22 protein-coding genes are annotated in these 24,213 nt (G+C 64.6%); 12 read left to right on the top strand and 10 right to left on the bottom strand.

The genetic code is table 11. The features are described 5' to 3' along the window. Window positions 1-13: 13 nt before the first annotated feature. The 4 genes from IVB46_RS44275 to IVB46_RS44260 form a co-directional block, all read right to left on the bottom strand. A complete protein-coding gene (locus IVB46_RS44275; protein WP_247315173.1) occupies window positions 14-1,600 on the bottom strand; it encodes a hypothetical protein in 1,587 nt (528 codons plus the stop codon). Window positions 1,601-1,802: 202 nt separating this feature from the next. Beyond that, window positions 1,803-2,285: a transcription elongation factor GreA gene (greA, locus tag IVB46_RS44270; protein WP_063985411.1), complete on the bottom strand. Its 483-nt coding sequence runs from the start codon at window positions 2,283-2,285 to the stop codon at window positions 1,803-1,805. Window positions 2,286-2,377: 92 nt separating this feature from the next. Continuing rightward, window positions 2,378-2,863 (bottom strand): hypothetical protein, encoded by a 486-nt coding sequence (locus tag IVB46_RS44265; protein ID WP_247315174.1) that lies wholly within the window; start codon window positions 2,861-2,863, stop codon window positions 2,378-2,380. Window positions 2,864-3,029: 166 nt separating this feature from the next. After that, window positions 3,030-3,368, bottom strand: coding sequence for a hypothetical protein (locus IVB46_RS44260; RefSeq protein WP_247315177.1), 339 nt, complete (start codon window positions 3,366-3,368; stop codon window positions 3,030-3,032). Window positions 3,369-3,622: 254 nt separating this feature from the next. On the opposite strand from IVB46_RS44260, the gene IVB46_RS44255 reads away from it, so the two are divergent. After that, the gene (locus IVB46_RS44255; protein WP_028151247.1) at window positions 3,623-3,856 is read left to right on the top strand and encodes a DUF3551 domain-containing protein; all 234 of its coding nucleotides are present in this window, start codon (window positions 3,623-3,625) and stop codon (window positions 3,854-3,856) included. Between the two features lie 337 nt (window positions 3,857-4,193). Further along, on the top strand, window positions 4,194-5,732 hold the full coding sequence (locus tag IVB46_RS44250) for a heme peroxidase family protein (RefSeq protein WP_247315179.1): 1,539 nt from the start codon (window positions 4,194-4,196) through the stop codon (window positions 5,730-5,732). Window positions 5,733-5,827: 95 nt separating this feature from the next. On the opposite strand, the gene IVB46_RS44245 is transcribed toward IVB46_RS44250, so the two are convergent. Together IVB46_RS44245 and IVB46_RS44240 are read right to left on the bottom strand one after the other, a co-directional pair. Next, window positions 5,828-6,346: a hypothetical protein gene (locus tag IVB46_RS44245; protein WP_247315181.1), complete on the bottom strand. Its 519-nt coding sequence runs from the start codon at window positions 6,344-6,346 to the stop codon at window positions 5,828-5,830. 38 nt (window positions 6,347-6,384) lie between these two features. Further along, entirely contained in the window at window positions 6,385-7,932 is a 1,548-nt protein-coding gene (locus IVB46_RS44240) for an acetolactate synthase large subunit (RefSeq protein ID WP_247315183.1), read from the bottom strand. A gap of 270 nt (window positions 7,933-8,202) precedes the next feature. Between IVB46_RS44240 and IVB46_RS44235 the strand changes: the two genes are divergently transcribed. Continuing rightward, a complete protein-coding gene (locus IVB46_RS44235; protein ID WP_247346169.1) occupies window positions 8,203-8,781 on the top strand; it encodes a L,D-transpeptidase in 579 nt (192 codons plus the stop codon). An 84-nt stretch (window positions 8,782-8,865) separates the two neighbouring features. Beyond that, on the top strand, window positions 8,866-9,681 hold the full coding sequence (locus IVB46_RS44230) for a DUF2927 domain-containing protein (RefSeq protein ID WP_247315184.1): 816 nt from the start codon (window positions 8,866-8,868) through the stop codon (window positions 9,679-9,681). Between the two features lie 49 nt (window positions 9,682-9,730). Here the strand turns inward: IVB46_RS44230 and IVB46_RS44225 are convergent, their stop codons facing one another. Next, window positions 9,731-10,858, bottom strand: coding sequence for a threonine synthase (locus IVB46_RS44225; protein ID WP_166349612.1), 1,128 nt, complete (start codon window positions 10,856-10,858; stop codon window positions 9,731-9,733). A 383-nt stretch (window positions 10,859-11,241) separates the two neighbouring features. Here IVB46_RS44225 and IVB46_RS44220 point away from each other — a divergent pair, with 383 nt between their 5' ends. Genes IVB46_RS44220 through upp form a run of 3 tightly spaced genes read left to right on the top strand, consistent with a single transcriptional unit; the run spans window position 11,242 to window position 14,431 of the window. Next, window positions 11,242-12,498, top strand: coding sequence for a GTP cyclohydrolase II (locus tag IVB46_RS44220; RefSeq protein ID WP_014492301.1), 1,257 nt, complete (start codon window positions 11,242-11,244; stop codon window positions 12,496-12,498). A gap of 7 nt (window positions 12,499-12,505) precedes the next feature. Continuing rightward, entirely contained in the window at window positions 12,506-13,744 is a 1,239-nt protein-coding gene (locus IVB46_RS44215) for a URC4/urg3 family protein (RefSeq protein ID WP_247315186.1), read from the top strand. A 57-nt stretch (window positions 13,745-13,801) separates the two neighbouring features. Beyond that, window positions 13,802-14,431 (top strand): uracil phosphoribosyltransferase, encoded by a 630-nt coding sequence (gene upp / locus IVB46_RS44210; protein WP_014492299.1) that lies wholly within the window; start codon window positions 13,802-13,804, stop codon window positions 14,429-14,431. A gap of 66 nt (window positions 14,432-14,497) precedes the next feature. Here upp and IVB46_RS44205 read toward each other — a convergent pair whose 3' ends face one another. Together IVB46_RS44205 and IVB46_RS44200 are read right to left on the bottom strand one after the other, a co-directional pair. After that, complete coding sequence (locus tag IVB46_RS44205) at window positions 14,498-15,610, bottom strand: M48 family metallopeptidase (protein WP_247315189.1); 1,113 nt, start codon at window positions 15,608-15,610, stop codon at window positions 14,498-14,500. Window positions 15,611-15,613: 3 nt separating this feature from the next. Further along, window positions 15,614-16,759 (bottom strand): YjgN family protein, encoded by a 1,146-nt coding sequence (locus IVB46_RS44200; RefSeq protein WP_247315870.1) that lies wholly within the window; start codon window positions 16,757-16,759, stop codon window positions 15,614-15,616. A gap of 399 nt (window positions 16,760-17,158) precedes the next feature. On the opposite strand from IVB46_RS44200, the gene IVB46_RS44195 reads away from it, so the two are divergent. Further along, window positions 17,159-18,424, top strand: a complete 1,266-nt coding sequence (locus IVB46_RS44195) for a cytochrome P450 (protein WP_247315191.1) — start codon at window positions 17,159-17,161, stop codon at window positions 18,422-18,424. 54 nt (window positions 18,425-18,478) lie between these two features. Beyond that, window positions 18,479-19,753, top strand: coding sequence for a cytochrome P450 (locus IVB46_RS44190; protein WP_063985423.1), 1,275 nt, complete (start codon window positions 18,479-18,481; stop codon window positions 19,751-19,753). 237 nt (window positions 19,754-19,990) lie between these two features. Here the strand turns inward: IVB46_RS44190 and IVB46_RS44185 are convergent, their stop codons facing one another. Further along, entirely contained in the window at window positions 19,991-20,911 is a 921-nt protein-coding gene (locus IVB46_RS44185; protein WP_247315193.1) for a LysR substrate-binding domain-containing protein, read from the bottom strand. A gap of 125 nt (window positions 20,912-21,036) precedes the next feature. On the opposite strand from IVB46_RS44185, the gene IVB46_RS44180 reads away from it, so the two are divergent. From IVB46_RS44180 to IVB46_RS44170, 3 genes are read left to right on the top strand one after another with little or no spacing between them, the layout of a single operon-like run. Beyond that, on the top strand, window positions 21,037-22,206 hold the full coding sequence (locus tag IVB46_RS44180) for an acyl-CoA dehydrogenase family protein (protein ID WP_014492293.1): 1,170 nt from the start codon (window positions 21,037-21,039) through the stop codon (window positions 22,204-22,206). 9 nt (window positions 22,207-22,215) lie between these two features. Further along, a complete protein-coding gene (locus IVB46_RS44175) occupies window positions 22,216-23,319 on the top strand; it encodes a CaiB/BaiF CoA-transferase family protein (RefSeq protein WP_247346166.1) in 1,104 nt (367 codons plus the stop codon). A 15-nt stretch (window positions 23,320-23,334) separates the two neighbouring features. Then, window positions 23,335-24,186 (top strand): MaoC family dehydratase N-terminal domain-containing protein, encoded by an 852-nt coding sequence (locus IVB46_RS44170; protein WP_247346162.1) that lies wholly within the window; start codon window positions 23,335-23,337, stop codon window positions 24,184-24,186. The last annotated feature ends 27 nt before the right edge of the window (window positions 24,187-24,213 follow it).

Here is a 24,213-nt window from a genome sequence, read left to right as displayed (position 1 = left end):
TTCTCGTTCCGGGTCAGTTGCTGGCGAGGTATTGCTTCGCCGCCGCGACCTCGGGGCGTTCCGAATCGGCACTGGCCGTCAGCGTTACGAGCTGCTGACAGTTCTGTCGTGCCGCTTCCCTGTCACCAAGGGCTTCGGCCGCCTTGGCCGCTCCCGCGAAAGCGTGCAAGCGGTTCGGCTCCTTCGCCTTGGTTGCCTCGAATGCAGCAAGCGCCTCCCTGGCCATGCCGCGATCGAGCAGCATGAAGCCGTAAAGCTCGCGCGCCGGCGCCAGCGGTCCGGGCGTGATCACGTGCTTTTCCGTCTTGTCCTCTGCATCCGCCGCGGCACTCATCGCATTGAGTGCCTCGTCATACTTGCCCTCGGCGTAAAGCACCCAGGCGACGGCGACCTGACGCTGGATGTCGACGATTCCGGACCAATAATTGTCCTTGGCGTCCTGCAGCTTGTCGCGCAATTCCGCCAGCTTCTGGATGTCGGCCTTGGCGGCTTCCGGTTTGCCGGAGCGCGCCGCGCCGAGAGCCCGGGCGAAATGCGTTACCGCCATCGCAAAGTTGAGGTTGCTCGGCCTGACCGGCAGCTGCGAGGCCCCCTCCCAATCGCCACGGTCGATCGCATAACGCGCCGGCGAAGCCGCCAGCGCGTAGTCTGCCGCCGCGACCGTCGCCTTGAAGTCGGTCTCCTTGATCATGTCGTCGATGACGGCACGCGCCTGCTTGTCCTGGCCGAGCTGCAGGTAAGCATAGACCATGTAGTCCTGCGCATGCAGGTAGTTGCCGACCGACTTTTCGGCCATCGCGGCTTTCACGGAAGCGACGTTGGAGTCGATCGATTCCTTCCAATAGCCGACGCGCGTGTAGATGTGGGAGGGCATGTGCTGGGCGTGCGGCGCGGCCGGCGCGATCTTGGCGTAACGATTGGCGGCATCGAGCCCTTTCTGCGCCAGCGCCGGGTAGTCGTAGAGATGGATCAGATAATGCGTCACGCCCGGATGCATCGGCAGCCGCCTGGAGATCGGCTCGAGAATCGCCGCGCCCTTAATTTGCTGCGCGTAGGTCTTGTCGTTCAGATCCGCCGACGTATTGAGCGTAATGGCGTAGGCGATCTGGGCTTCGTCGTCGTCTGGATATTTTGCCGCGACGCGCGCCTGCGCGTCACGCAGCATGCGCATCCGCTGGACGTGAGGGATCTTGTCGTAATCGGCATACATCACCATCAGCGCATCGATGTAGTCGCGTTCCCGCTCGGTCGCGGCGCCGATCTCCTTGGCCTTCATGATCGCGGCGAGGCCCGGCGCCAGGTTCGGCTTTGGAATCGCATTGTGCGGATTGTCCATGTAGGTGAGCGCAATGCCCCAATAGGCCATGCTGCATGTCGGGTCAGCCTTGATGGCTTCCTCGAAGATCTCCTTGGCGTTGGCGTACCAGTAGGAATGCTGATAGCGCATCCCGCGATCGAAACGACGCTGGGCCACATCGTTGCAAGAGGTCTGGAAATGAACGCTGCCGAGCTGCTGATCTACATCGTCTTGCGCGACCAGAGCTTGTGGTCCTGATAGGCCGAGACCGGCTGCGATGACGAAGTATAGGGACTTCCGCATGGATCGCTCCCTTGGCCTGACACGCAATGAATTGGTCTTGATACCCCCTCACTATATGACCTTCGCGGCTTTTGAACAGCGAAGTGAATCGCGGCAGCGCAACTGACCCAGCGGCGCCTCGAAGTTGGCGAAACCAATCCGAAGCCAGAGCCGTCGGAGTTGGATCCTCACGCGCGCATCATTCTGGCCTCGGATCGCATCGCTACGCGATCGACAGAATCTCGATCTCTTGCGCGCCCGAACCCACGACATCTCCGACCGCCTTCCCGATCAGCGACTTCGCGACCGGCGCCACGAACGAGATCGATCCGGCCTTTGGATCCGCTTCGTCCTCGCCGACGATGCGATAGGTCTGCACGCGGCCGTCGGTGCGGCTGAAGGTCACGGTGCTGCCGAAAGCGACGACATCGGTCGACGCCGGATCGGGAATGACCTGCGCCGTGCGCAGCCGTTCGGTCAGATAGCGAGCATCGCGCAAGGGCACCGCCGACTGCCGGCGCTTTTCGTTGACGTCCTCGATGGCTTGCGCGGCTTCATAGGCCTCGCGCGCTTCGCGAAGCTGCGCCTGCAGCGCCTGCAAGCCGGCTTCCGTCACGAGGTTTGGATGCGGCGAGATCGGGCGATCCGGCAGCAGCGTCTCGGACGCGGTTTCGGCGCTTTCTTCCTTGGTAAAGGCGACGCTCAATTCAAGATCCTGTCGAACTGTTTCGGACACCCGCTCGCGCCTCGCCCCACAACGGGGAATCGCGCCGAACAGCAGCCGGTGATTGTCCCGGACTATATCTCAAGTTCGACGAAACGGCGCAGCTTGAAGACCAGGTCCGGTACGGCCTGGCGGAACCGCGTCGCGTTCTGGAACGTGGTCGAGAACGGCGCGAAGGTGATCATCGCATTCCAGTGCTTGTAACCGTAGACCGTGACGGAGGCGCCGGTCGCCGGAAAATTCTCCAGCTTGCGCAGCTCGCCAAGCACCAGATCGGCAATCGCCTCGGCGGGAAGCAGCTTCTTGCCATCAGGCGTCGTCGTGATTTTCGCCGGCCGCTCGACCGGCTTCGCGGCAGCCGGCACGGCATCGGGCGCAGCGTCGGGTTCGGCCGGTGCAGGATCGGGGGTGGACGGCTCGACCAGGTCGAACCCGTTCGTCGGCGCTGTCGGCGGAACCTCGGTGAGCGGCGGCGGAGCACTGCTGTCTGCGCGCTTGTTGCCTCCCAGGATGCTGCTGATCATGGCCACAAGGCCAGCATCCTTCACGTCGTCGCTCATTTCTCCCCCCGGGGCTTCGGCCTACTCTAGCACCGCTCTCGCAGACCGCCACTGGGGATGTATGGCCGGATTCCGCCTGGCCAAGGCGCTACGACAAGGCGTCACACCAAGGCCACGATGGCACCGGCGGCCCGACGTCCGATCACGTCGCCCGCCGTGAGACCCGTCACCGCTTATCGAACGGAATGTACTGCTGGTACTGCCTGGGCACAGAGCTGCGGTAGCGCGCGGGCACGGTGCCGCTGTCGACCGAATGATCGATTTCCTGCTGCCGCGTCATCTTCTTCTTCGCCGGCTGCTTCGATGCGCTCTTCTTGGAGTCGGCCGGCTGGCTGGAGGTGTCGCCGGTCGCGGCCGGCGTTGTCGTCGTCGCTGCCGGCGCAGTGGTTGTCGCGGCCGGCGCTGCGGTTCCACCGGCGGCCGGCGCACTCTGGGCCAGCGCGAGCGGTATTTGCATGAAAAGCGCCAGCGCTGCTGTCGCAGCCAGCAAATATGACCTTTGCATTAGAACCTCCAAAATACCTGATCCGAATGAGACAAGCCTAGTTCTCCGGGATCGACGCGCGCAAGTCGGCCACGATAGGCCCGGACCCCCACCGCGAACTGTGGCGTAGATCACATTGCTGGCCGCCGGCTGCGTCATGATGTGCCACGTCGCGAACGCACGGCATTCCGCCGACACCAAGATAGGCATGACATGCCTCAGACGAGCCTTGGCTCGCTGACGTTCCCGTCCACCCGCTCTCGAAGGAGATTGAAATGCGTCGCATCATCCTCACTCTCGCATCGTTCGCCGCCCTGGTCGCCGTAGCATCCCCGGCCGCCCAGGCACATCCTGCAAACGATCGATATTGCCTGCAGGGACGCATGTGGGGCTATCCCGGCAACTGCCAGTTCGCGAGCTATCAGCAGTGCCTCGCCACCGCCTCCGGCACGTCGGCCTCTTGCGGCATCAATCCGCGCTACGCGTTCTCGCAGCAGTATGCCTACTGACGACATCGCGGCGTGCGCGCATGACGCGCACGCCGCCACACTTATTACGTGAAGACGATCCGCTTCGCCGACAGTCCGGCGAACTCACTTGCGCGAAGCCGCTTTGCGCACGCCGATGACGAGAATGTTATCCGTCATCGCTTCGGGAAAAATTTGCAAAGCGCGGCCGCAGCTTGCTCGTAACGCTCCCTCCCGGAACAACATTGATGTCGCGCAGTGTGTGAAGCAGATCGCTTGTGGCACCCAATCGCCTGATCTAGCGTCGCATGCATATTCTGTTGCGAACAACTTTAGCTTTATTCGTTGCACGTCGTGACTTTTCAGGGAGGTGTTTTCAATGAGCAGCCGCCACAGCATTGTTCCGCGCGGTCTGAACGCAACGCGTTCGCCGCTTTCCCAAGGCCGCTTCGGACGCATGTTCCGCAAGCTCACGCCGGCGAAATTCGGTCCGAACGACGCCGACAATGTTGCGAACCTTTCGGCGCTGGCCGACAAGATGGTCGCCGACTTCGATGGTCCGAAGGACGGGCCGGACGCGGAGGAGAGCGGCATTCCCGCGCTCTACACCTATTTCGGCCAGTTCATCGACCACGACATCACCTTCGATCCGGTCAGCTCGCTGACGAAACAGCAGGATCCCGACGGGCTCGTCGACTTCCGCACGCCGTCGCTCGATCTGGACAATCTCTACGGCCGTGGTCCGAACGATCAGCCCTACATGTATGACGGCATCAAGTTCCGCCTCGGCGAGAAGCTGACCGGCGCGGGCGTACCCGATGCCAGCGACCTGCCGCGCTTCAAGGGCCGCGCCCTGATCGGCGACCCCCGCAACGACGAGAACAGCATCGTCTCGCAGTTCCAGGCCTTGATGCTGCGCTTTCACAACCGCATGGTCGACGATAACGACAGCCTGTCGTTCGAGGACGTGCAGCAGCGCGTCCGCTTCCATTATCAATACGTCGTGCTGAACGACTTCCTGCCGCGAATCGTTCACGCCAGCGTGCTGGACGAGTTGAGGACCGCGGGCCAATACGACCGCAGCAAGCTCGCTCACTACCACTGGAAGACCTATCCGTTCATGCCGGTCGAATTCTCGGTTGCGGCCTACCGTCTCGGCCATTCCATGATCCGCCCCGGCTATCGGCTGAACGATGCGGACAACATGCTGTTGCAGATCTTCCCCGACCCCCACAATCCCGACAAGAACGCGCTGACCGGCTTCCGCGCCATGGGCCCGGGACGCGCCATGGACTGGGGCCGTTTCATCGATCTGGACACGCGCCCCTATGGCGTCGAGGACGACGACACCAATCCCGACAACAAGAAGCGGCTGCAGTTCGCCTACCGCATCGACGCCTCGCTGGTCGATCCGCTGCGCAAGCTGCCACCGGAGGTCGCCTCCAATCCGTCGTCGCTGGCGTTGCGCAATCTCGAGCGCAGCTGGCGGCTCGGCCTGCCCTCAGGCCAGGCCGTCGCCAAGGCGATGAACCTGACGCCGCTGACGGATGATCAGATCATCATCGGCAAGGCCGTCGACGAGCCCGGCGCGGGCGATCCGCAAACTGGGATCGCGACCATCGCGAACGGCGTGTTTGCCGGCAATTGCCCGCTCTGGACCTACATCCTGGCCGAGGCGCGGCAATTCCAGACCGCGGTGACGATCCCGGCCACCGGCGCGCCGGCGGCCGGAATCAACACGCCGCAGCTCGGCCCCGTCGGCGGTCGCATCGTGGCCGAGGTCTTCCTCGGCATGATGTTCGGCGACCATTCCTCCGTGCTGTCGCTCGACCCGCAATGGACGCCGGTGACCGGCTCCAGCTTCGCGCTGAAGGACCTCGTCGCCTACGCGCTCGGCCAGGGCGATCCGCTGCACTGAGCTTGATACGATGAGGCTGGACTGACGCTTAGAAAAAAGTGCGTTCCCTCCCTGCAAGGGGGGAGGGAACGGAGAGAGCGGTGCTCGTGACCGCTCTAATGCGCAGTCCCTAGACCGCTCTCCTCCAGCCGCGCCGCAAACCATAGCGACAGCGGTTGATCAACGACGCCGCTGACATAGACTTCCGAAATCGTCACATGCTGCCTGTCCAGCACCAGGAGCAAGCCGATCCAGTACGCGAACCAGACATGCGCGTCGGTCAGCGCCATCAGCTTGTGCTGGTCGTGGTCGAGCGAGGTGTGATTGCTCGCCTTGCGGATCTCGACCGCGAGCAGATTGTTCGGGATCTCGCGCTGATGCACGACGACGTCGGGGTAGATCGATTTTCCCAGATGATCGTCGGTGGAGACGATCGTGCCGTGCGGCAGATGCAGCGTGCGCTCGCCGAGGCGATCGTAGTTGCAATCGACTGACCAGCCGGAGAATTGCCGCTCCAGATAGACGGCGAAGCGGTGCGTCACCGCCCGCTCGCCGACGTCCTTCTCGAACAAGAATCCTTCGTGGGCGTAGAAGTCCCGAAGCGCCGCGATCACCTTGTTCAGCTCGGTCTGCATCTTGCCCCCCGGCTCTCGGCGCTCCCAGATGCTGCGCCCTACATCTGGACTTCGATCAGCCGCGGCCCGGGCTCCGCGACGGCTTCCGCCAGAGCCTTGTTGAACTCTTCGGCATTGGTGACGGCGCGGCCGGGCACGCCCATGCCCTTCGCCAGCGCGACGAAGTCTAGCGTCGGACGGTCGAGCCGCAGCATGTCGTTGGCGCGCTGGCCGGGCTCGCCGGCGCCGACATTGTCGAACTCGCCGCGCAGGATCTGGTAGATGCGGTTGGCGAACACGATGGTGACGATGTTGAGGTTCTCGCGGGCCTGCGTCCACAGCGACTGGATCGTGTACATCGCGCTGCCGTCGCCGACCATGGTGATCACCTTGCGGTCCGGACATGCGATCGCGGCGCCGATCGAAAGCGGCGTGGAGAAGCCGATCGAGCCGCCCATGTTCTGGAGCCAGTCGTGCGGAGCGGCCGCCGCCGTCGGCGGGAAGAAGCCGCGGCCGGTGGTCAGGGATTCGTCGACCATGATCGCGTTCTCGGGGATGGCGCATGCGATCGCCTGCGCAATCGAGGCGAAGGTCAGCGCGCCGGTCGGCTTCACCAGCTCAGCCAGGGCCTGCGGCTTGACGTCCTTCGCGCTCGCCTTCACCGCGCCGGCCAGTGCTTCGAGCGCCGCGACCGAATTCTCGCCCCAGGAGGTCATGCGATGCACCTCGCAGCCCTCGGGCTTGAGCATGCTCGGCTTGTTCGGATAGGCGAAGAACGCCACCGGATCATCGGACTCGACCAGCACGATGTGCCGGAACTTCGCCAGCATCGGCAGCGCGTTCTCGATCACGTAATGAATGCGGTCGATCGAATAGCGGCCGCGGCCGCGCGCCATCTTGGGACGGAAGGTCGGGCCCATCACCGTGCAGCCGGTCTTGCCGGCGATACGCTCGGCCAGCGCCAGGCCCTGTTCGCTCAGCGCGCTGCCGGTCATCAGCAGCAGCGTACCCTCGCCGTCGCCGTGCAGGATCTTCGCGGCCCGCTCGACCGCCTGCGGCGAATAGCTGGCGCGCTGCTGCTCGGCCGGTACCTCGGCGATGCCATCGGCCTCGTTCCAGGCGGTGTCGGCGGGCAGGATCAGGGTCGCGATCTGTGGCGGTGCGCTCTTGGCGGCGGCGATCGCCGCGGCGCCGTCAGCTGCAACCGATTTGGAGTCCGGCGAGGTGCGGACCCAGGACGACATCGGCCGGGCCAGGCCCTCGATGTCGGAGGTCAGCGGCGCGTTGTAGTCGATGTGGTAGACCGCATGCTGGCCGACGATGTTGATGATGCCGGAATTCGCCTTCTTGGCGTTGTGCAGATTGGCCAGGCCATTGGCCAGGCCAGGGCCGAGATGGAGCAGCGTCGAAGCCGGCGTGCCCTTCATGCGGAAATAGCCGTCAGCGGCGCCGGTCACCACGCCTTCGAACAGGCCGAGCACGCAGCGCATGCCCGGCACGCGGTCGAGCGCCGCGACAAAATGCATCTCGGAGGTGCCTGGGTTGGTGAAGCAGACATCCACCCCACCCTTGACCATCGTCCGCACCAGGCTTTCCGCACCGTTCATCCCAAAGCTCCCTGCAACCGGCAATATTCAAATGTCCGCTCGATCAATCATTGTTCGCCGCCTCCGTCAAAGCAATAGCCGGCATCGCCGGCCTGCCCCGCGCGACGATCCGCTTGTTTGGCTAATGCTTTCAGGCAAATTAGCGTGGTTGCCGGTTTGGTAACGCCAGACGTTAAGGATGATCTCCCTCACGGGCCCGTGGCTTGCGAAATGCCCGCAAATATGGCCTGTGACTTCAGTTGAATCCGATTTTTTTACTGGGGGAAACAAATGATCCGATTTTTTGCCGCGCCGATTGCCGCCATCGCATTGCTGTCGGCCACCGCCGGCGGCGCATTCGCCGAGGGGTTCGACTCGCGCGAGATCATGGGCTTCGGCCCGAGCTTCTTCCGCGGCGGCTCTAGCCCGATCCCCCGCACCACCATTATGTACAACGGCAATTACGCCCCCGGCACGATCGTGGTGAACACGAGCGAGCGCCGCCTGTATCTGGTGCTCCAGAACGGCCAGGCGCTGCGCTACGGCATCGGCGTCGGCCGCGACGGCTTCCGCTGGGGCGGAGTGCACAGGATCACCGCCAAGAAGGAATGGCCGGACTGGACGCCGCCGTCGCAGATGCTGGCCCGCCGGCCCGACCTGCCGCGCCACATGAAGGGCGGCATCGAGAATCCGCTCGGCGCGCGCGCGATGTATCTGGGCTCGACGCTCTACCGCATCCACGGCTCCAACGAGCAGGAGACGATCGGCCAGGCCGTGTCCTCGGGCTGCTTCCGCATGACCAACGAGGACGTCAGCGATCTCTACAGCCGCGTCTCGGTCGGCACCAAGGTGGTCGTGCTCAACAACTAGCCGTCGGCGAACTGCGGGAACCCGCAGGGCGCGTGAATATGCGGTCTTGTGCGTCGCTGCCGAATACGGCAGCGTCGGGTCGTAATGAGCGCATTGGCCCCGCCTTCGTCAGGCTTTCGCATCGCCCTGCTGGCGCTCGCCACTTTCGCGTTCGCCCCTGACACCGCTATCATCGCCGTCGCGGGCGAATTGCCCGCGATCGCCTCGCGCCAGCGCGCCGAGAAGAAGAGCTTTACCGACGGCGAGATCGTCGAAGGCTTTCTGAAGACGGCGTTCGGCGCCGAATACCACCTCGCCGGCCGCGTCGACCGCATCCGGAAATTCGACGGGCCGGTGCGCGTCTACGCCGAGAGCGAGCGCGCCGACCGCAAGACGCAGCTCGCCAAGGTCGTGGCCGACATCGGCAGGCGCGTGCAGCATCTCGACATCGCCATGATCGACACCAGCGAAGCCGCGAACGTGCGGGTGAAGCTGGTTCGCGACCGCGACCTGTTTCGGACGATTTCCAGCTTCTACGGCGCGGAGAAGGCGCGCGAGATCCGCACCTCGCTCGATCCGCAATGCCTGTCCGGCTTCCGCAAGAATGACAATTTCGAGATCGAGCATTCCGACGTGATTCTCACCGTCGACAACGGCGATTTCACCTTCCTCGACTGCGCCTATGAGGAACTGCTGCAATCGCTCGGCCCGATCAACGACACCGCGAGCGTGCCGTGGACCATGTTCAACGACAATGTGTCGATGGGCTATTTCGACGTCTACGACCAGTACATCCTCAACCTGCTCTACGATCCCCGCATCAAGCCCGGCATGACCGTGCAGGAGGTCAGGGCGGTGCTGCCCCAGGTGCTCGCCGATGTGCGCGCCTGGGTGAAGCGCGTGAATGATCTGAAGGAATGAGGTACTGCTTACCCTCCCCTGGAGGGTAAGCGGCGCGCCTCCTCCGCCTCTACTGCACGAGATCGGCGACGGTGGTCGCGGCTTTCAGGCCCGTGCCGGTGAGGACCGCAACCGTGGTCTCGTTCGCCTTGATCGATCCGGCGCCGGAGAGTTTCTCAAGCGCAGCGGCAGCGCTGGCGCTGGTCGGTTCGGCAAACAATCCCTGCCGCGCAAGACGCCGCAACGCGGCGACGATCTCGTCCTCGGTCAGCGCAACGGTGCCGCCGCCGCTCTCGCGCAAGCTGCCGATGATCTCGCGCAGGCGCAGCGGATTCTTGATGGCGGTGCCCTCGGCGACGGTCTTGTTCACCTCGCGGGCGACCGGCGTGTCGACACCCGCCTTGAAGCTGGCATCGATCGGCGAGCAGTTCAGCGGCTGCGCCGCGAACAGGCGCGGCAGCTTCGCGATCTGCCCGGCCTTCAGAAGCTCGCGGAAGCCGAAGGCGCAACCGAGCAGGCTGCTGCCTGCGCCAACGGGAACGATGACATTGTCCGGCGCGCGAAAACCGAGGTCTTCCCAGATTTCATAGGCGAGCGACTTGGTGCCCTCGAGGAAAAACGGCTGCCAATTGTGGCTGGCATAGAAGGTCTCGCTCGACTGGCGGATGGCCTCGGCCTCCGACTCCTCGCGCGGGCCCTCGACGAGTTGAACCGTCGCGCCATAGGCCCGCACCTGCGCGATCTTGGCCGGCGACGTCGAGGCCGGCGCCAGGATCTTCACCCGCATGCCGCCGGCGGCACCTAACCCCGCCATCGACGAGCCGCCATTGCCGGAGGAGTCCTCCAGTATCGCGTCGACGCCGATCTGCCGCAGGAACGACAGCATCACCGCAGAGCCCCTGTCCTTGAAGCTGCCGGTCGGGTTGAACCATTCGAGCTTGAAGAACGGACGCAAATCGCCCCAGTCCTGCTGGACCAGCGGCGTGCAGCCTTCGCCAAGCGTGATCGGCTTCTTGATCTCGACCGGCAGCGCCGCCCGGTAGCGCCAGAGCGAGCGCGTGGCGCCGTCGATGTCCGCGCGCGATATGCCTGGTCCCGGCGTCACCAGCAGCGGCGTGCGCTCGTCCGAGCACCAGCGCGGCTGGTCCAGCGGATAGAGCTGTCCGTTGCGGGGGTCGATGTAGCTGGCGGTGGGCATGGCGTTCTCCAGGCGAGAGGCGACCTATTTGTCCGATTATGTGGGTCCGGTCCAGCCCACGGCACCGCGGTGGCGCAACTTGCGGGACACCCTCTTGAAAACATAAAAAATAAAACTATTTCAAATCCTTAGACCTATCGCGCGGATCGAATAGCAAGGTTCGGCCGGGGCGAAGGCGCGGCATCCAGGCGAGCCGGACCGGCCCATCGGCGACGGGAATTTGGCCAGGGTCGCCTGCCCGGCGGGGAACCATTAACTTGTCTGTCGTCGCCAGCCGCTACAATATGTTGGATTGAGCTCGCGTCGCCGGTGTTCGGCACCGGTAACGCAAGTGAGCCAGGCCCGTCCGAGCGGCGGGCCGTCGGCTTTTTGGGAGCCTGGACATGAGCCGCGCGAACCGTACCGATCACATCCGCCTTACCTCCCATCCGGAGCCGGGCAAAAAGGCCGCGTTTCCAATTCACTGGGGCGCAGCCGACGCGCGCGCCCGGGGGCCGATCATCGGCACGGTATCGCGCGCTGGGGATCGCAACGTGATCGGCAGCCATGGCGGCTCCTACGCGATGTACCGGGCTCTCGCGGTGTCCGCAGGCGCGCTCGATCCGATCCGCCGGCCCGACCTCACCAACACCTTTCCGGCCGCGACCATCGGGCCGTTCGAGCAATGGCGCGATCCCGACAAGATCGTCGCGCTCGATCCCTGGGGGCATCTCGTCGCGGAGAATTTCGGCAAGGACATCGCCGAGGGCGTCGACATCCGCCCAAGCATCGCGGTGACGCGCGCGCGGCTCGACCTGCCTGAGATCCGCGAGGCGCTCGCCGCAAAACGGCTGCGCGCCGACGGCGAGGTCGTGCACGCCAATGGCAGCGTGTCGGTGGTGAAGATCGCGATCGATCCGGTCTGGTACCTGCCGGGCCTTGCGACGCGCTTCGGCACCGGCGAGACCGAGCTGCGGCGCACGCTGTTCGAGCAGACCGCCGGCATGTTCCCCGAGTTGGTCACCCGGCCGGACATGAAGGTGTTCCTGCCGCCGATCGGCGGCACCACCGTCTACATGTTCGGCGACGTGACAAAACTGCCGGACCACCGCACCAAGATCACCTGCCGCGTGCATGACGAGTGCAACGGCTCCGACGTGTTCGGCTCCGACATCTGCACCTGCCGCCCCTATCTCATCCACGGCATCGAGGAATCCGCGCGCGGCGCGCAGGAGGGCGGGCTCGGGCTCGTCATCTACAACCGCAAGGAAGGCCGCGCGCTCGGCGAGGTCACCAAGTTCCTGGTCTACAATGCGCGCAAGCGCCAGGAGGACGGCGACGCGGCGGCCGCCTATTTCGAGCGCACCGAATGCGTCGCCGGCGTCCAGGACGCGCGCTTCCAGCAATTGATGCCGGATACCATTCACTGGCTCGGCCTGAAGCGCATCGACCGTTTCCTGTCGATGAGCGACATGAAGCATGACGCACTGACCTCGCAGGGCATCGACATCGTCGAGCGCGTGCCGATCCCGCCGGAGCTGATCCCGGCCGACGCCTATGTCGAGATCGCCGCGAAAAAGGCTGCCGGCTATTACTCGACCGACATCGCGCCGGAGAAGGACGTGAACGGCGTGGTCGGGCGCTCGCTGGAAAAGTACTGATCGCGCGATGGCGGAGGCTTTGGAACAACAAGCCCGCTCCCTGCTCAGCGCAGGAGCGGTTCGCGCGCGTGCCGCAAAAATGCTCGAGATCGGCCTCGCCGGCGGGCTCCGGCACTTCACGATCGACCTCGACCGCATGGATGGTGTGGCGGAGGCCGTGATCGCTGTCACGCGCAAGGCCTATCCGACGCTGGACATCCCCTTCCATGCCCGATGGCGGCATTTCGTGCTTGGCGGCGTCGATCGCTGGGCGGGCCTTGCCGACGAGGTATCGTGGCCGGATCGCGCGGCACGTGCGCGCGCCGAGTTCGACCTCGCCATCGTCAGCGTGCTGCTCGACGCAGGCGCGGGAGCCATGTGGCGCTACCGCGACGCCCGGACCGGCGAACGTATCGGCCGATCCGAGGGACTTGCCATCGCAAGCCTCGACATGTTTGCAGGCGGCCTGTTCTCCGGCGATGCGCGTGCGCCGTTCAGGGCCGATGCAGACGTGCTGGCGAAACTACCGCTGGCCTCCCTCATCTCGGCCTTTCAGGCGAGCGATGCCAATCCGCTGCTCGGTCTCGACGGACGCACTGATCTGCTGCGACGTCTGGGCAAGCTGGTTGCCGAGCGCGCGGACATCTTCGGCCTGCACGATACGCCGCGGCCAGGCGGCCTGTTCGATCACATCGCGGCACAGGCTGTGGGCGGCGCGGTCGCCGCGCCCGCCATCCTGTCGGCAGTGCTGAACCAGCTTGGACCGATCTGGCCGTCACGGCTCGAGCTCGCCGGGATTCCGCTCGGTGATTGCTGGCGTCACCCGGCGATCGACGCGGACGACGCAACGGCAGGCCTCGTACCCCTGCACAAGCTGTCGCAATGGCTGAGTTATTCGCTGATCGAGCCGCTGCAGCGCGCCGGCTTTGACGTCACCGACATCGACGGCCTCACCGGGCTCGCCGAATACCGCAATGGCGGCCTGTTCGTCGATCACGAGGTACTGCGCCTGCGCGATCCCGGCGATGCCGAGCGCGCGCATGCGGTGGATTCCCTGCTCGTCGTGGAATGGCGCGCGCTCACCGTCGCGCTGCTCGACCGGCTTGCGAGCAGCATCCGCGCCAGGCTCGGCCGCACGCCCGAGACCTTGCCCCTCGCGAGCATTCTCGAAGGTGGCAGCTGGGCTGCCGGCCGCGCCATCGCCTTCGCGCGCCGGCCGGACGGCGCACCGCCGCTCAAGGTGATCAGCGACGGCACGGTTTTTTAATCCATTCGTCCGCAGCGTAACCCATTGCGTATCGATGAATTTCAGGAGCATCCCATCATGGAAGGCGTCACGATCGTCGATCATCCGCTGGTGCAGCACAAGCTGACGCTGGTGCGGGACAAGTCCATCTCGACCAAGTCCTTCCGCGAGCTGATCAAGGAGATCGGCATGCTCCTGTGCTACGAGATCACGCGGGATCTGCCGCTCGCCGATACCGTCATCGAGACGCCGCTGGCGACGATGCATTCGGCCAAGATCGCCGGCAAGAAGCTGGTGTTCGTGCCGATGCTGCGGGCCGGCACGACCTTCGTCGACGGCATGATGGATCTGGTGCCGACCGCGCGCGTCGCCCATATCGGCCTCTACCGCGAGCCGCACAGCTTTGCCGCGGTCGAGTATTTCTTCAAATCGCCGTCCGATCTCAGCGAGCGCCTGGCGATCGTGGTGACCCCGGTGGTCGCCACCGCCAACACGGCCGTCGCCGCAATCGACCGGCTGAAGGAGCGCGGCGCCAGGGACATCCGCCTCGCCTGCCTGATCGCGGCCCCTGAAGGGCTCGAACGGCTGCGCGGACTGCATCCCGACGTTCCGATCTGGACGGCTGCGGTGGACGAAGGTCTCGACGAGAACGGCTTTATCCTGCCGGGCCTCGGCGATGCCGGCGACCGCGCTTACGGGACGCGGTAGGCGAAAAGCTCTTTTTTTGACGCGTTTTCTTCACGCGAACCGGTCGCCACTTCGCTCGAAAACGCTCTAGATCTTCCCGCTGCCGCAAATCAGCTTGAGCGACTGCCATTCCTTGTCCGTCAGCAGCGGCGGGCCGCTGGCGGGACGATCTTCCCTAGTCATGCGCGCGAGGCGGTCTTCGGTGAGCGGGTGGCTCGCCAGGATCGTGGTGAGGCCGGAGCCGCCTTCCTTGCCGGTGATGCGGAACATCAATTCGGCCGCGGGTTTCGGCGAGCGGCCGAGCTTGTGCATGATCTCGATCGCAAACGTATCCGCGGCGGTCTCGGCCTCGCGCGAATAGGAGGCCTCGACCACGCTGCGCGAGGCGAAGATCACGGCGCTCGAGCCGGTGACGTCGCCGAACAACAGGCCGATCAGGAACGATGTGCCGCCGTTGTAGATCAGCCCGCGCATGTTGTCGTAATGCTTGAGATGGCCGAGCTCGTGGGCAAGGATGCCGGCGAGTTCGTCGGGGTTTTCGGCCTTGTCGACCAGGCCCCTCAGCACGTACACCTTGCCGCCGGGCAGTGCGAATGCATTCGGCACCGAGGTCGGCAGCACGCCGGCCGTCATGGAATCGTCGTCGAGGCCGGCGGCATCGCGCAGACGATTGACCAGTTTTGTGAACGCGGCCTTGCCCGCGGGGTCTTCGCACGCTTTGCGGCCGAAGATGGTTTTCACCTGGACTTCGGAGGCGTCGCCGATGCGCCGTTCGATCGGCTTGGGCACCAGCGGCGCGAGCCGGTCCGCAGCGAGCGGTACACCGAACAGCACGACGCAAACGATGGAGACGGCGGCGGCCACCGACCAGCCGACGATCTTTGCGACACCGCGGCGCGACGTCTGGTGCTCGTCGAGACGCATGCAGCGGGCGGTCACGTCGGCGGCGAGCGCGGCGTCGCGAATTTCAAGCCGCGCCAGCGGCGGTGCGGATGTCGAGGCCAGGCGCAATATTCCTGCCGGACTGTCGGCGCGGCGAATGTCGGCATAGGTCCAGCGAACCGGCGCTCCGCCCTCCTCGACGATATCGAGCGCGTCACCGAGCGCCAGCGACACCTCCCGCCTGCGGCTCGACACGCCGTCGAAGAAGATCGTCGGCTTGGCGGACTGCGCCGGAACCTCGGTGGACAACTCACTCACAGATCAGAATCCCGCGACATCGAGCCCATCGGCAAAGCCTTCGCCGAGCGCGCTCGCAAGCTCACCGCTGCCGCGGACATCCGCCGCGGCCCCGATGTTGTGCACCTCGACGGTTTCCAGCACCTTGGCCCAGAGATCGCGCTGCAGATAGACCCGCATGACGATGTTGATCGCTAGCGCCACGGCGAAATAGCCGATGACCATCATGACCAGCATCGGGATGCTCTTGCCGGCATTTCCGGGGCCGAACACCTGATCAGCCGGAACGCCACTCAGCTGGACGATGAGCAAGGCGCCACCGCCCATATAGGCGGCGAAAATGGTCGAAAGCAGCATCCACCAGCCGATCACTTTCCAGTACAGGCCGTAGAACGCGTTGTGCGGCAACTCCGAGGACAGGCTGACACCACCGATGCGGATGCCGTCGAGCCACCAGCGCCATTCGCGCGCCTTGAACTCGGCATAGAAGAACGGAGCGAGCGGGAAGATCACGATTGCGATCGGGCTCAAGAGCCACAGCCACCAGCCGCGCTTGAAGAAGGTCCAGCCGTCGCCTTCGAAGTCGCCGGAGAGATCGCCGTAATGGGTGTGCCGCATCTTGTAGCGTTCGAGCGACGCCTCGCGCCAGGGCAGCGCCAGGCCGAGGGTGAGGAACACCAGCAGGCCCCACGCCATGGCGCGGAACGAATAGGCCCAGCCCGAGCCGTCCATCCAGAACCGGACGCCGCGCCAGACCGTGCGCGTCAGGCGATAGCGCCGCGCGCGAAAAATCGCGAACTGGCCGAAGGCATAGAAGCTGATGAACAGCGGCGTCGAGGCAAAGCCCTGCCAGCGCTCGAACTCGATGCCGATGAGAAAATAAGCGAGGTAGATCGGCACCAGGATCGCGAGCGCGAACAGGAAGCCGACCAGCAGCTCCTTGGCTCGCCCGGTGTATTCGGCCGCATCGCCGTCGACCGCGGTGTTCGTCCACAAATGACGGCGGATGTCGGTGACCAGCCAGAACCGGTAGAAGCCGAAGGTGACGAGCTCAAGCATGGCACCCTTGGTGACCAATTTGCGGAACTCGGAGCGGTTGCCGGTGAAGTCGACCCGCGTGGGCGGCAGCGGCGGGGGTAAGGGTTCGGACCCGATGGGGGCCCATTGCATGTCGTTCACGGCGGCAACCTCGGGGTGCGGACCTGATACGGTCAAACTATAGATCAGAGATTTGGTCGATCCCCAAGATGGCTGGGTTCGATTTACCTCGATTTCTCGCATGATTCCGCAGGCGCGGGGGTGCGGGAGATCACGTTGACACATCTGCGTGACGGTTGCTGATCCGTAGCCCGGATGGAGCGGAGCGTAATCCGGGACAGCGCCAATGGAGGCCTGAATCCCGGATTTCGCTCCGCTCCATCCGGGCTACGCATCTAGCCACCTCTCGCAAAGGTTGGATGTGGCAAAAGTCTCCCTTGCTCCGACGCAGACAACCGGCTGTAATTGCAAATCAAATACCGCAGCGCAGAATTCAACGAGAACGCGCGGTTCATGTCAGGGAGAGCGGTCATGCATGGGACCATCGAGAGCGCGGCGAAGCTCGACGAGCTACGCGCGCGCGCCACGTCACTCCCGCTGGAGCAGTTCGATCCGGGCGATCCCGAGTTGTTCAGGACCGATACGTTCTGGCCGTATTTCGATCGGCTGCGCCGCGAAGATCCCGTGCACTATTGCAAGGACTCGATGTTCGGGCCGTACTGGTCGGTGACGCGCTACAACGACATCATGGAGATCGAGACCAACCATTCGGTGTTCTCCTCGGCCTCCGCGCTCGGCGGCATCACCATCCGCGACATCGACCCGGACCTGCGCCGCGAGAGTTTCATCTCGATGGATCCGCCGCGCCACGCGGCGCAGCGCAAGACCGTGGCGCCGATGTTCACCCCGACGCATCTGGACAATCTCGCGCTCAGCATCCGCGAGCGTTCGGCCGAGTGCCTGGACAATCTGCCGCGCGGCGAGGTGTTCGACTGGGTCGATCGTGTCTCGATCGAGCTCACCACGCAGATGCTCGCGGTGCTATTCGACTTCCCCTGGGAAGACCGCCGCAAGCTGACGCGCTGGTCCGATATCGCCACCACCATTCCCGGCCCCGACGGCCTCGTCGCGACCGAAGACGAGCGGCAGGCCGAGCTGACGGAATGCGCGGGCTATTTCGCGCGGCTGTGGAAGGAGCGCATCGAGCAGCCGCCGAAGAGCGACCTGCTCTCGATGATGGCGCATGGCGCCGCGACGCGCGACATGGATGCAAAAAACTTCCTCGGCAATCTCATCCTTTTGATCGTCGGCGGCAACGACACCACCCGCAACACGATGTCGGGATCGATCTACGCGCTGAGCCAGCATCCGGAGCAGTATCGCAAGCTGCGCGAGAACCCCGGCCTGCTCGACAGTTTCGTGCCGGAGGTGATCCGCTGGCAGACGCCGCTGGCGCATATGCGGCGCACCGCACTTGCCGACTTCGAGTTCCGCGGCAAGCAGATCAAGCAAGGTGACAAGGTCGTGATGTGGTACGTCTCGGGCAACCGAGACGAGGAAGCGATCGAAAAGCCCTACGATTTCATCATCGACCGCGCCCGCCCGCGCACGCACCTCTCTTTCGGCTTCGGCATTCACCGTTGCGTCGGCTTGCGGCTTGCCGAACTTCAGCTCAAGATTATCTGGGAAGAGATCCTCAAGCGCTTCGACCATATCGACGTGGTCGGCGAACCCAAACGGGTCTATTCGAGTTTCGTAAAGGGACTTGAAACCTTGCCGGTGAAGATCACGGCGTGAGATCACTCCCTCTCCCCGCTTGCGGGGAGAAAGAGAAACACTGGAGCTACGACCATGAACATCCAGACTCCGGTCAAAACCGACAACGCCGAACGCATGCGCAGGGCCCGCGAGGAGGCCTATGCGACGCCGCTGGCGCAATTCCACCCCGGCGCACCCAGGCTGTTCCAGGACGACACCTTGTGGCCGTGGTTCGAGCGGCTGCGCAAGGAAGAGCCGGTGCATTACTGTACTAATGCGCCGATCGAGCCGTACTGGTCGGTGGTGAAGTACAACGACATCATGCATGTCGACACCAGTCACGGCATCTTCTCCTCGGACTCTACGCTCGGCGGCATCGGGATCCGCGACGTGCCGCAGGGCTATGACTGGCCGAGCTTCATCGCGATGGACCAGCCGCAGCATTCGGCGCAGCGCAAGACGGTGTCGCCGATGTTCACGCCGACGCATCTGGACGAGCTGGCAAAACTGATCCGCCAGCGCTCGCAGACCGTGCTCGACAATCTGCCGCGCAACGAGACCTTCAATTTCGTCGAGCGCGTCTCGATCGAGCTGACGACGCAGATGCTGGCGACCCTGTTCGACTTCCCCTGGGAAGAACGCCGCAAGCTGACGCGCTGGTCCGATGTCGCGACCGCGCTGCCCAAGAGCGGCATCGTCGCCTCGGCCGAAGAGCGCCGCCGCGAGATGGACGAGTGCTACGCCTACATGTCCAAGCTCTGGAACGAACGCGTCAACTCCGCGCCGCGCAACGATTTGCTGTCGCTGATGGCCCATAACGACGCGACGCGCTTCATGGACCCCGACAATCTCATGGGCAACATCATCCTGCTCATCGTCGGCGGCAACGACACCACGCGCAACACCATGAGCGGCTCGGTGCTGGCGCTGAGCGAGAACCCGGACCAGTTCGACAAGCTGCGCGCCAATCCGGAGCTGATCGATTCCATGGTGCCCGAGGTGATCCGCTGGCAGACGCCGCTGGCGCATATGCGGCGCACCGCGCTCGCCGACACCGAGATCGGCGGCAAGCATATCAAGAAGGGCGACCGCGTCGTGATGTGGTACGTCTCGGGCAACCGCGACGAGGAGATGTTCGAGAAGCCGAACGACTTCATCATCGACCGCCCGCGGCCGCGTACCCACCTCTCCTTCGGCTTCGGCATCCACCGCTGCGTCGGCATGCGGCTGGCCGAGCTGCAGCTGCGGATCGTCTGGGAGGAGATGCTGAAGCGCTTCGACCGGATCGAGGTGGTCGGGGAGCCGAAGCGGATCTATTCGAGCTTCATCAAGGGGTATGAGTCGTTGCCGGTGAGGATTCCGGGGTAGGCCCCACTGTCATGCCCCGCGAAGGCGGGGCATCCAGTACGCCGCGGCTTCTCGGTTCTAGCCGCGCCGCCTCTGGAATACTGGATCGCCCGCCTTCGCGGGCGATGACACTGAGGGTGAGGCTGGGAGCGCACGCTCCTCACTCTTCATCCGGTCCAGCTATAGAATTCCGGCATGACAGGTCGCGCCAGATGCGAAGGCAAGTTGGCGCGCGACTGTTCTAGGACACGCGTGCATCTAACTCAACTTGATGTCCCACAGGCCTTCCTTGCGGCAGGCCGCGACTTCCTCGCGCAGAAGCGTCGTGACGGCGAGCGACGCCGTCGAGGCCGGGCGGTCGATCGGAGAGGCGAAAATGAGCTCGCGCGTCATCGGCTTGGATACGGGCGCGGTCTCCAGCCGTCCGTCGGCGACCTCGCCGTGGACCGACGAGGGCGGCAGCAGCGCGAAGCCGAGGCCTTCCTCGACGAGGCTCGTCAGCACGCGGAACGAATCCGCCTCGAGCTGGACGTCGAGCTTGATCTTGCGCTGGGCGGCGGCGTGCTCGATCAGCGCGCGGAGACCGTGGGAATGACTGGGCAGCACCAGCCGCTGGCGCAGCAGCCAGCCGACATCGACGCTCTTCTTGCGCGCGAGGCCGCAGCCGCGCGGGCCAACCGCGACGATGTTGTCGCGGCCGAGGCTCTCCACGTTGAGATGCAGATCGGCGGAGCGGCCGTAGAGAATGGCCAGATCCATCTCGCCGCGATGCAACCATTCGACGAGATGGCCGCTGTAGCTCTCGACGATGCGCAACGAAATGCCGGGAAACTTTTCGACGCAGCGCCGCGCGAAGCGCGCCGACAGCACGCAGCTCACGGTCGGAACCAGGCCGAGCACGACCTGGCCGGACGGCGGCCCCTTGGTCGACTGGATGTCGTCGCGGATCTGGTCGATCTGCCGCACGATGCCGGAGGTGCGGGCCAGCAGGAGACGGCCGGCTTCCGTCAGCACCATGCCGCGACCATTGCGCGTGAACAATTCGGTACGCAGCTCGTGTTCCAGCAGCTTGATCTGCCGGCTCAGCGCCGGCTGCGCCACGCGCAACGTGTCGGAGGCCTTGGAGAGGCTGCCGAGCTCCGCCACGCAACTGAAGGTCCTGAGCTGCCGGAAATCCATGCTTGCCAATCCTGGAAGGCTACTTCATACGCTATAACAAATGAGCATAGGGGGCTGGCGATGTTTTCACAACGCCAGAGGATCGGCCGGCGTTATCTTGACTGCCGCTATCGATGGAAAACGCCATGAGTGAACAACACCACACCGAAGATCACGCCGACATCCGCGAGGCCGTCGCAAAGCTCTGCGCGCAGTTTCCCGGCGAATACTGGCGCAAGCTCGACCGTGAGATGGCCTATCCCAAGGCCTTCGTCGACGCGTTGACGCAGGCCGGCTATCTCTCGGTGCTGATCCCCGAGGAATATGGCGGCGCGGGCCTGAAGCTGTCCGCGGCGGCTGCGATCCTCGAAGAAATCCAGCGTGCGGGCTGCAACGGCGGTGGCTGTCACGCCCAGATGTACACGATGGGCACCGTGCTGCGGCACGGCAACGACGAGCAGAAAGCGAAGTACCTGCCGAAGATCGCCAGCGGCGAATTGCGGCTTCAGGCGTTCGGCGTCACTGAGCCGACCAGCGGCACCGACACCTCCTCGCTGAAGACCTTTGCGCGCAAGGAAGGCAACGACAGCTACATCGTCAACGGCCAGAAGATCTGGACCAGTCGCGCCGAGCATTCCGACCTGATGGTGCTGCTGGCGCGCACCACGCCGAAGGAGCAGAGCAAGAAGCGCACCGATGGTCTCTCGGTCTTCATCGTCGATATGCGCGAGGCCAAGAACAACGGCCTCGAGATCCGTCCGATCCGCACCATGATGAACCACGCCACCACCGAAGTGTTCTTTACCGACATGAAGGTGCCGGCGGAGAATCTGATCGGCGAGGAAGGCAAGGGGTTCCGCTACATCCTCTCCGGCATGAATGCGGAGCGCATCCTGATCGCGGCCGAATGCGTCGGCGACGCAAAGTGGTTCATCGCCAAGGCCACGAACTACGCCAAGGAGCGCGCGGTGTTCGGCCGGCCGATCGGCCAAAATCAAGGCATCCAGTTCCCGATCGCCAAGGCCTACGCCTCGATGCGCGCGGCCGAGCTGATGGTGAAGGAAGCGACGCGCAAATACGAAGCCGGGCTCGACTGCGGTGCGGAGGCCAACATGGCAAAAATGCTCGCCGCGGATGCGTCGTGGGAAGCGGCAAACGCCTGCATCCAGACCCATGGCGGCTTCGGCTTCGCCGAGGAGTACGACGTCGAGCGCAAATTCCGCGAGACGCGGCTCTACCAGGTGGCGCCGATCTCGACCAACCTGGTGCTGTCCTACGTCGCCGAGCACGTGCTCGGCATGCCCCGCTCGTACTGAGGTCGCATCATGGGAGCATTGGACGGGATCAGGGTGATTGCGGTCGAGCAGGCGGTCGCGGCGCCGTTCTGCTCGTCGCGGCTGGCAGACGCCGGCGCAGAGGTGATCAAGATCGAGCGGCCCGAGGGCGATTTCGCCCGCGGCTATGACGCGGCGGCCAAGGGCCAGAGCAGCTATTTCGTGTGGCTCAACCGCGGCAAGCAATCGGCGGTGGTCGATCTCGCCACCAAGGAAGGCTGCGCCGAGCTCGAGAAGCTGATCGCGAGCGCGGACGTGCTGATCCAGAACCTCAAGCCGGGCTCGATGGACAAGCTCGGCTTTTCGCGCGAGCGGCTGCTGAAGGACTATCCGAAGCTGATCTCGTGCACCATCACCGGCTATGGCGACGAAGGTCCCTACGCCCACCGCAAGGCCTATGACCTGCTGATCCAGGCCGAGAGCGGCCTCGCCTCCATCACCGGCAATCCTGACGGCGCCTCGCGCGTCGGCATGTCCATCGTCGACGTCGCGACCGGCGCGACCGCGCATGCGGCGATCCTGGAAGCGCTGATCGCGCGCGGGCGCACCGGCAAGGGCTGTGACATCCGCATCTCCATGTTCGACGTGATGGCGGACTGGTGCACCGTGCCGCTGCTCAATTCCGAAGCCGGCAATCCGCCGAAGCGCATGGGCCTGCGCCATCCCTCGATCGCGCCCTACGGCGTGTTCACATCGAAGGACGGCAAGGACATCTTGATCTCGATCCAGAGCGAGCGCGAGTGGAAGACGCTGTGCGTCAAGGTGCTCGACCAGCCCGATTTGCCGGCCGATCCGCGCGTCGCCAACATGGTCGAGCGCGTGCGCAATCGCGACTTCACCGACACGACGGTCGCAGACATTTTCGGCAAGATGACGCGCGACGAGCTGTTGAAGCGGCTGTCGAACGCCGACATCGCGTTTGCCGAGGTCAACACCATGGCCGACCTCACCAACCATCCGCATCTGCGCCGGATCGAGGTTGATACGCCACAGGGACGCGTCAGCTACCCCGCGCCGGCGCCGATCATCGTCGGCGAGACCCGCAGCTATGGCGCCGTGCCAGGCATCGGCGAGCGGCCGGCCAAGAAGTCATAACAAGAGCGAGGCGTCATGGCCGAGAAGCTCGACATCGATCACTTGCGGCAATGGATCGGCCGCAGCACCGAGGCCACCGACATCGTCACCGCGCAGCTCGTCAAGGGCCTGCGCGCGACGCTGTTCCAGGAGGTCGGCGAGCCCAAAAAGGGTGATGCCGCGCCGTTCACGGTGCACTGGTGCCTGGCGCAGCCGGTGTTTCCGATGTCGATGCTGGGACCCGACGGCCATCCGACCCGCGGCGGCTTCCTGCCGCCGGTGCCGCTGCCGCGCCGGATGTGGGCCGGCGGCGAGATCGAATTCCTGCAGCCCTTGCGCGTCGGCGATGAATCGACGCGGACCTCGCGCATCGCCGATGTGCAGGTGAAATCCGGCTCGACCGGCACGCTGTGCTTCGTCTCGGTCGAGCACAGCATCTCCTCGCCGCGGGGCGTTGCCATCCGCGAGCGGCAGGACATCGTCTATCGCGAGATGACGACGAGCGCGCCTGCGACGGCAAAGGCCCCGCCTCCGCCGCCCAAGGCGCAGCGCCGCGAGACGCACGTGTCCGATCCCGTGCTGCTGTTTCGTTATTCCGCGCTGACCTTCAATGGCCACCGCATCCATTACGACCGCGACTACGTCACCAAGGTCGAGGGTTACCCGGGCCTGATCTTCCACGGGCCGCTGCAGGCGGCGCTGATCGTGGAGATGGCGGCGAAGCTGCACGACGGCAAGGCGCCGAAGAAGTTTTCGTATCGCGGCCTTCAGCCGCTGTTCGAGGGCACCGAGTTCTCCATCAACGCCAACGAGACTGAGGCGGGCCTGGAGCTGTGGACCGCGAATGCGGAGGGACAGCCGACGATGAAGGGCACGGCGGTGTGGTAGGCACCGTTATTAGACCCTCACCCTGAG

The organism is Bradyrhizobium sp. 61 (assembly GCF_023073075.1).
Classification (GTDB): Bacteria; Pseudomonadota; Alphaproteobacteria; order Rhizobiales; family Xanthobacteraceae; genus Bradyrhizobium; species Bradyrhizobium barranii.
The sequence above is the reverse complement of the archived record's forward strand: the minus strand, read 5'-3'. Positions and strand labels throughout refer to the sequence as shown.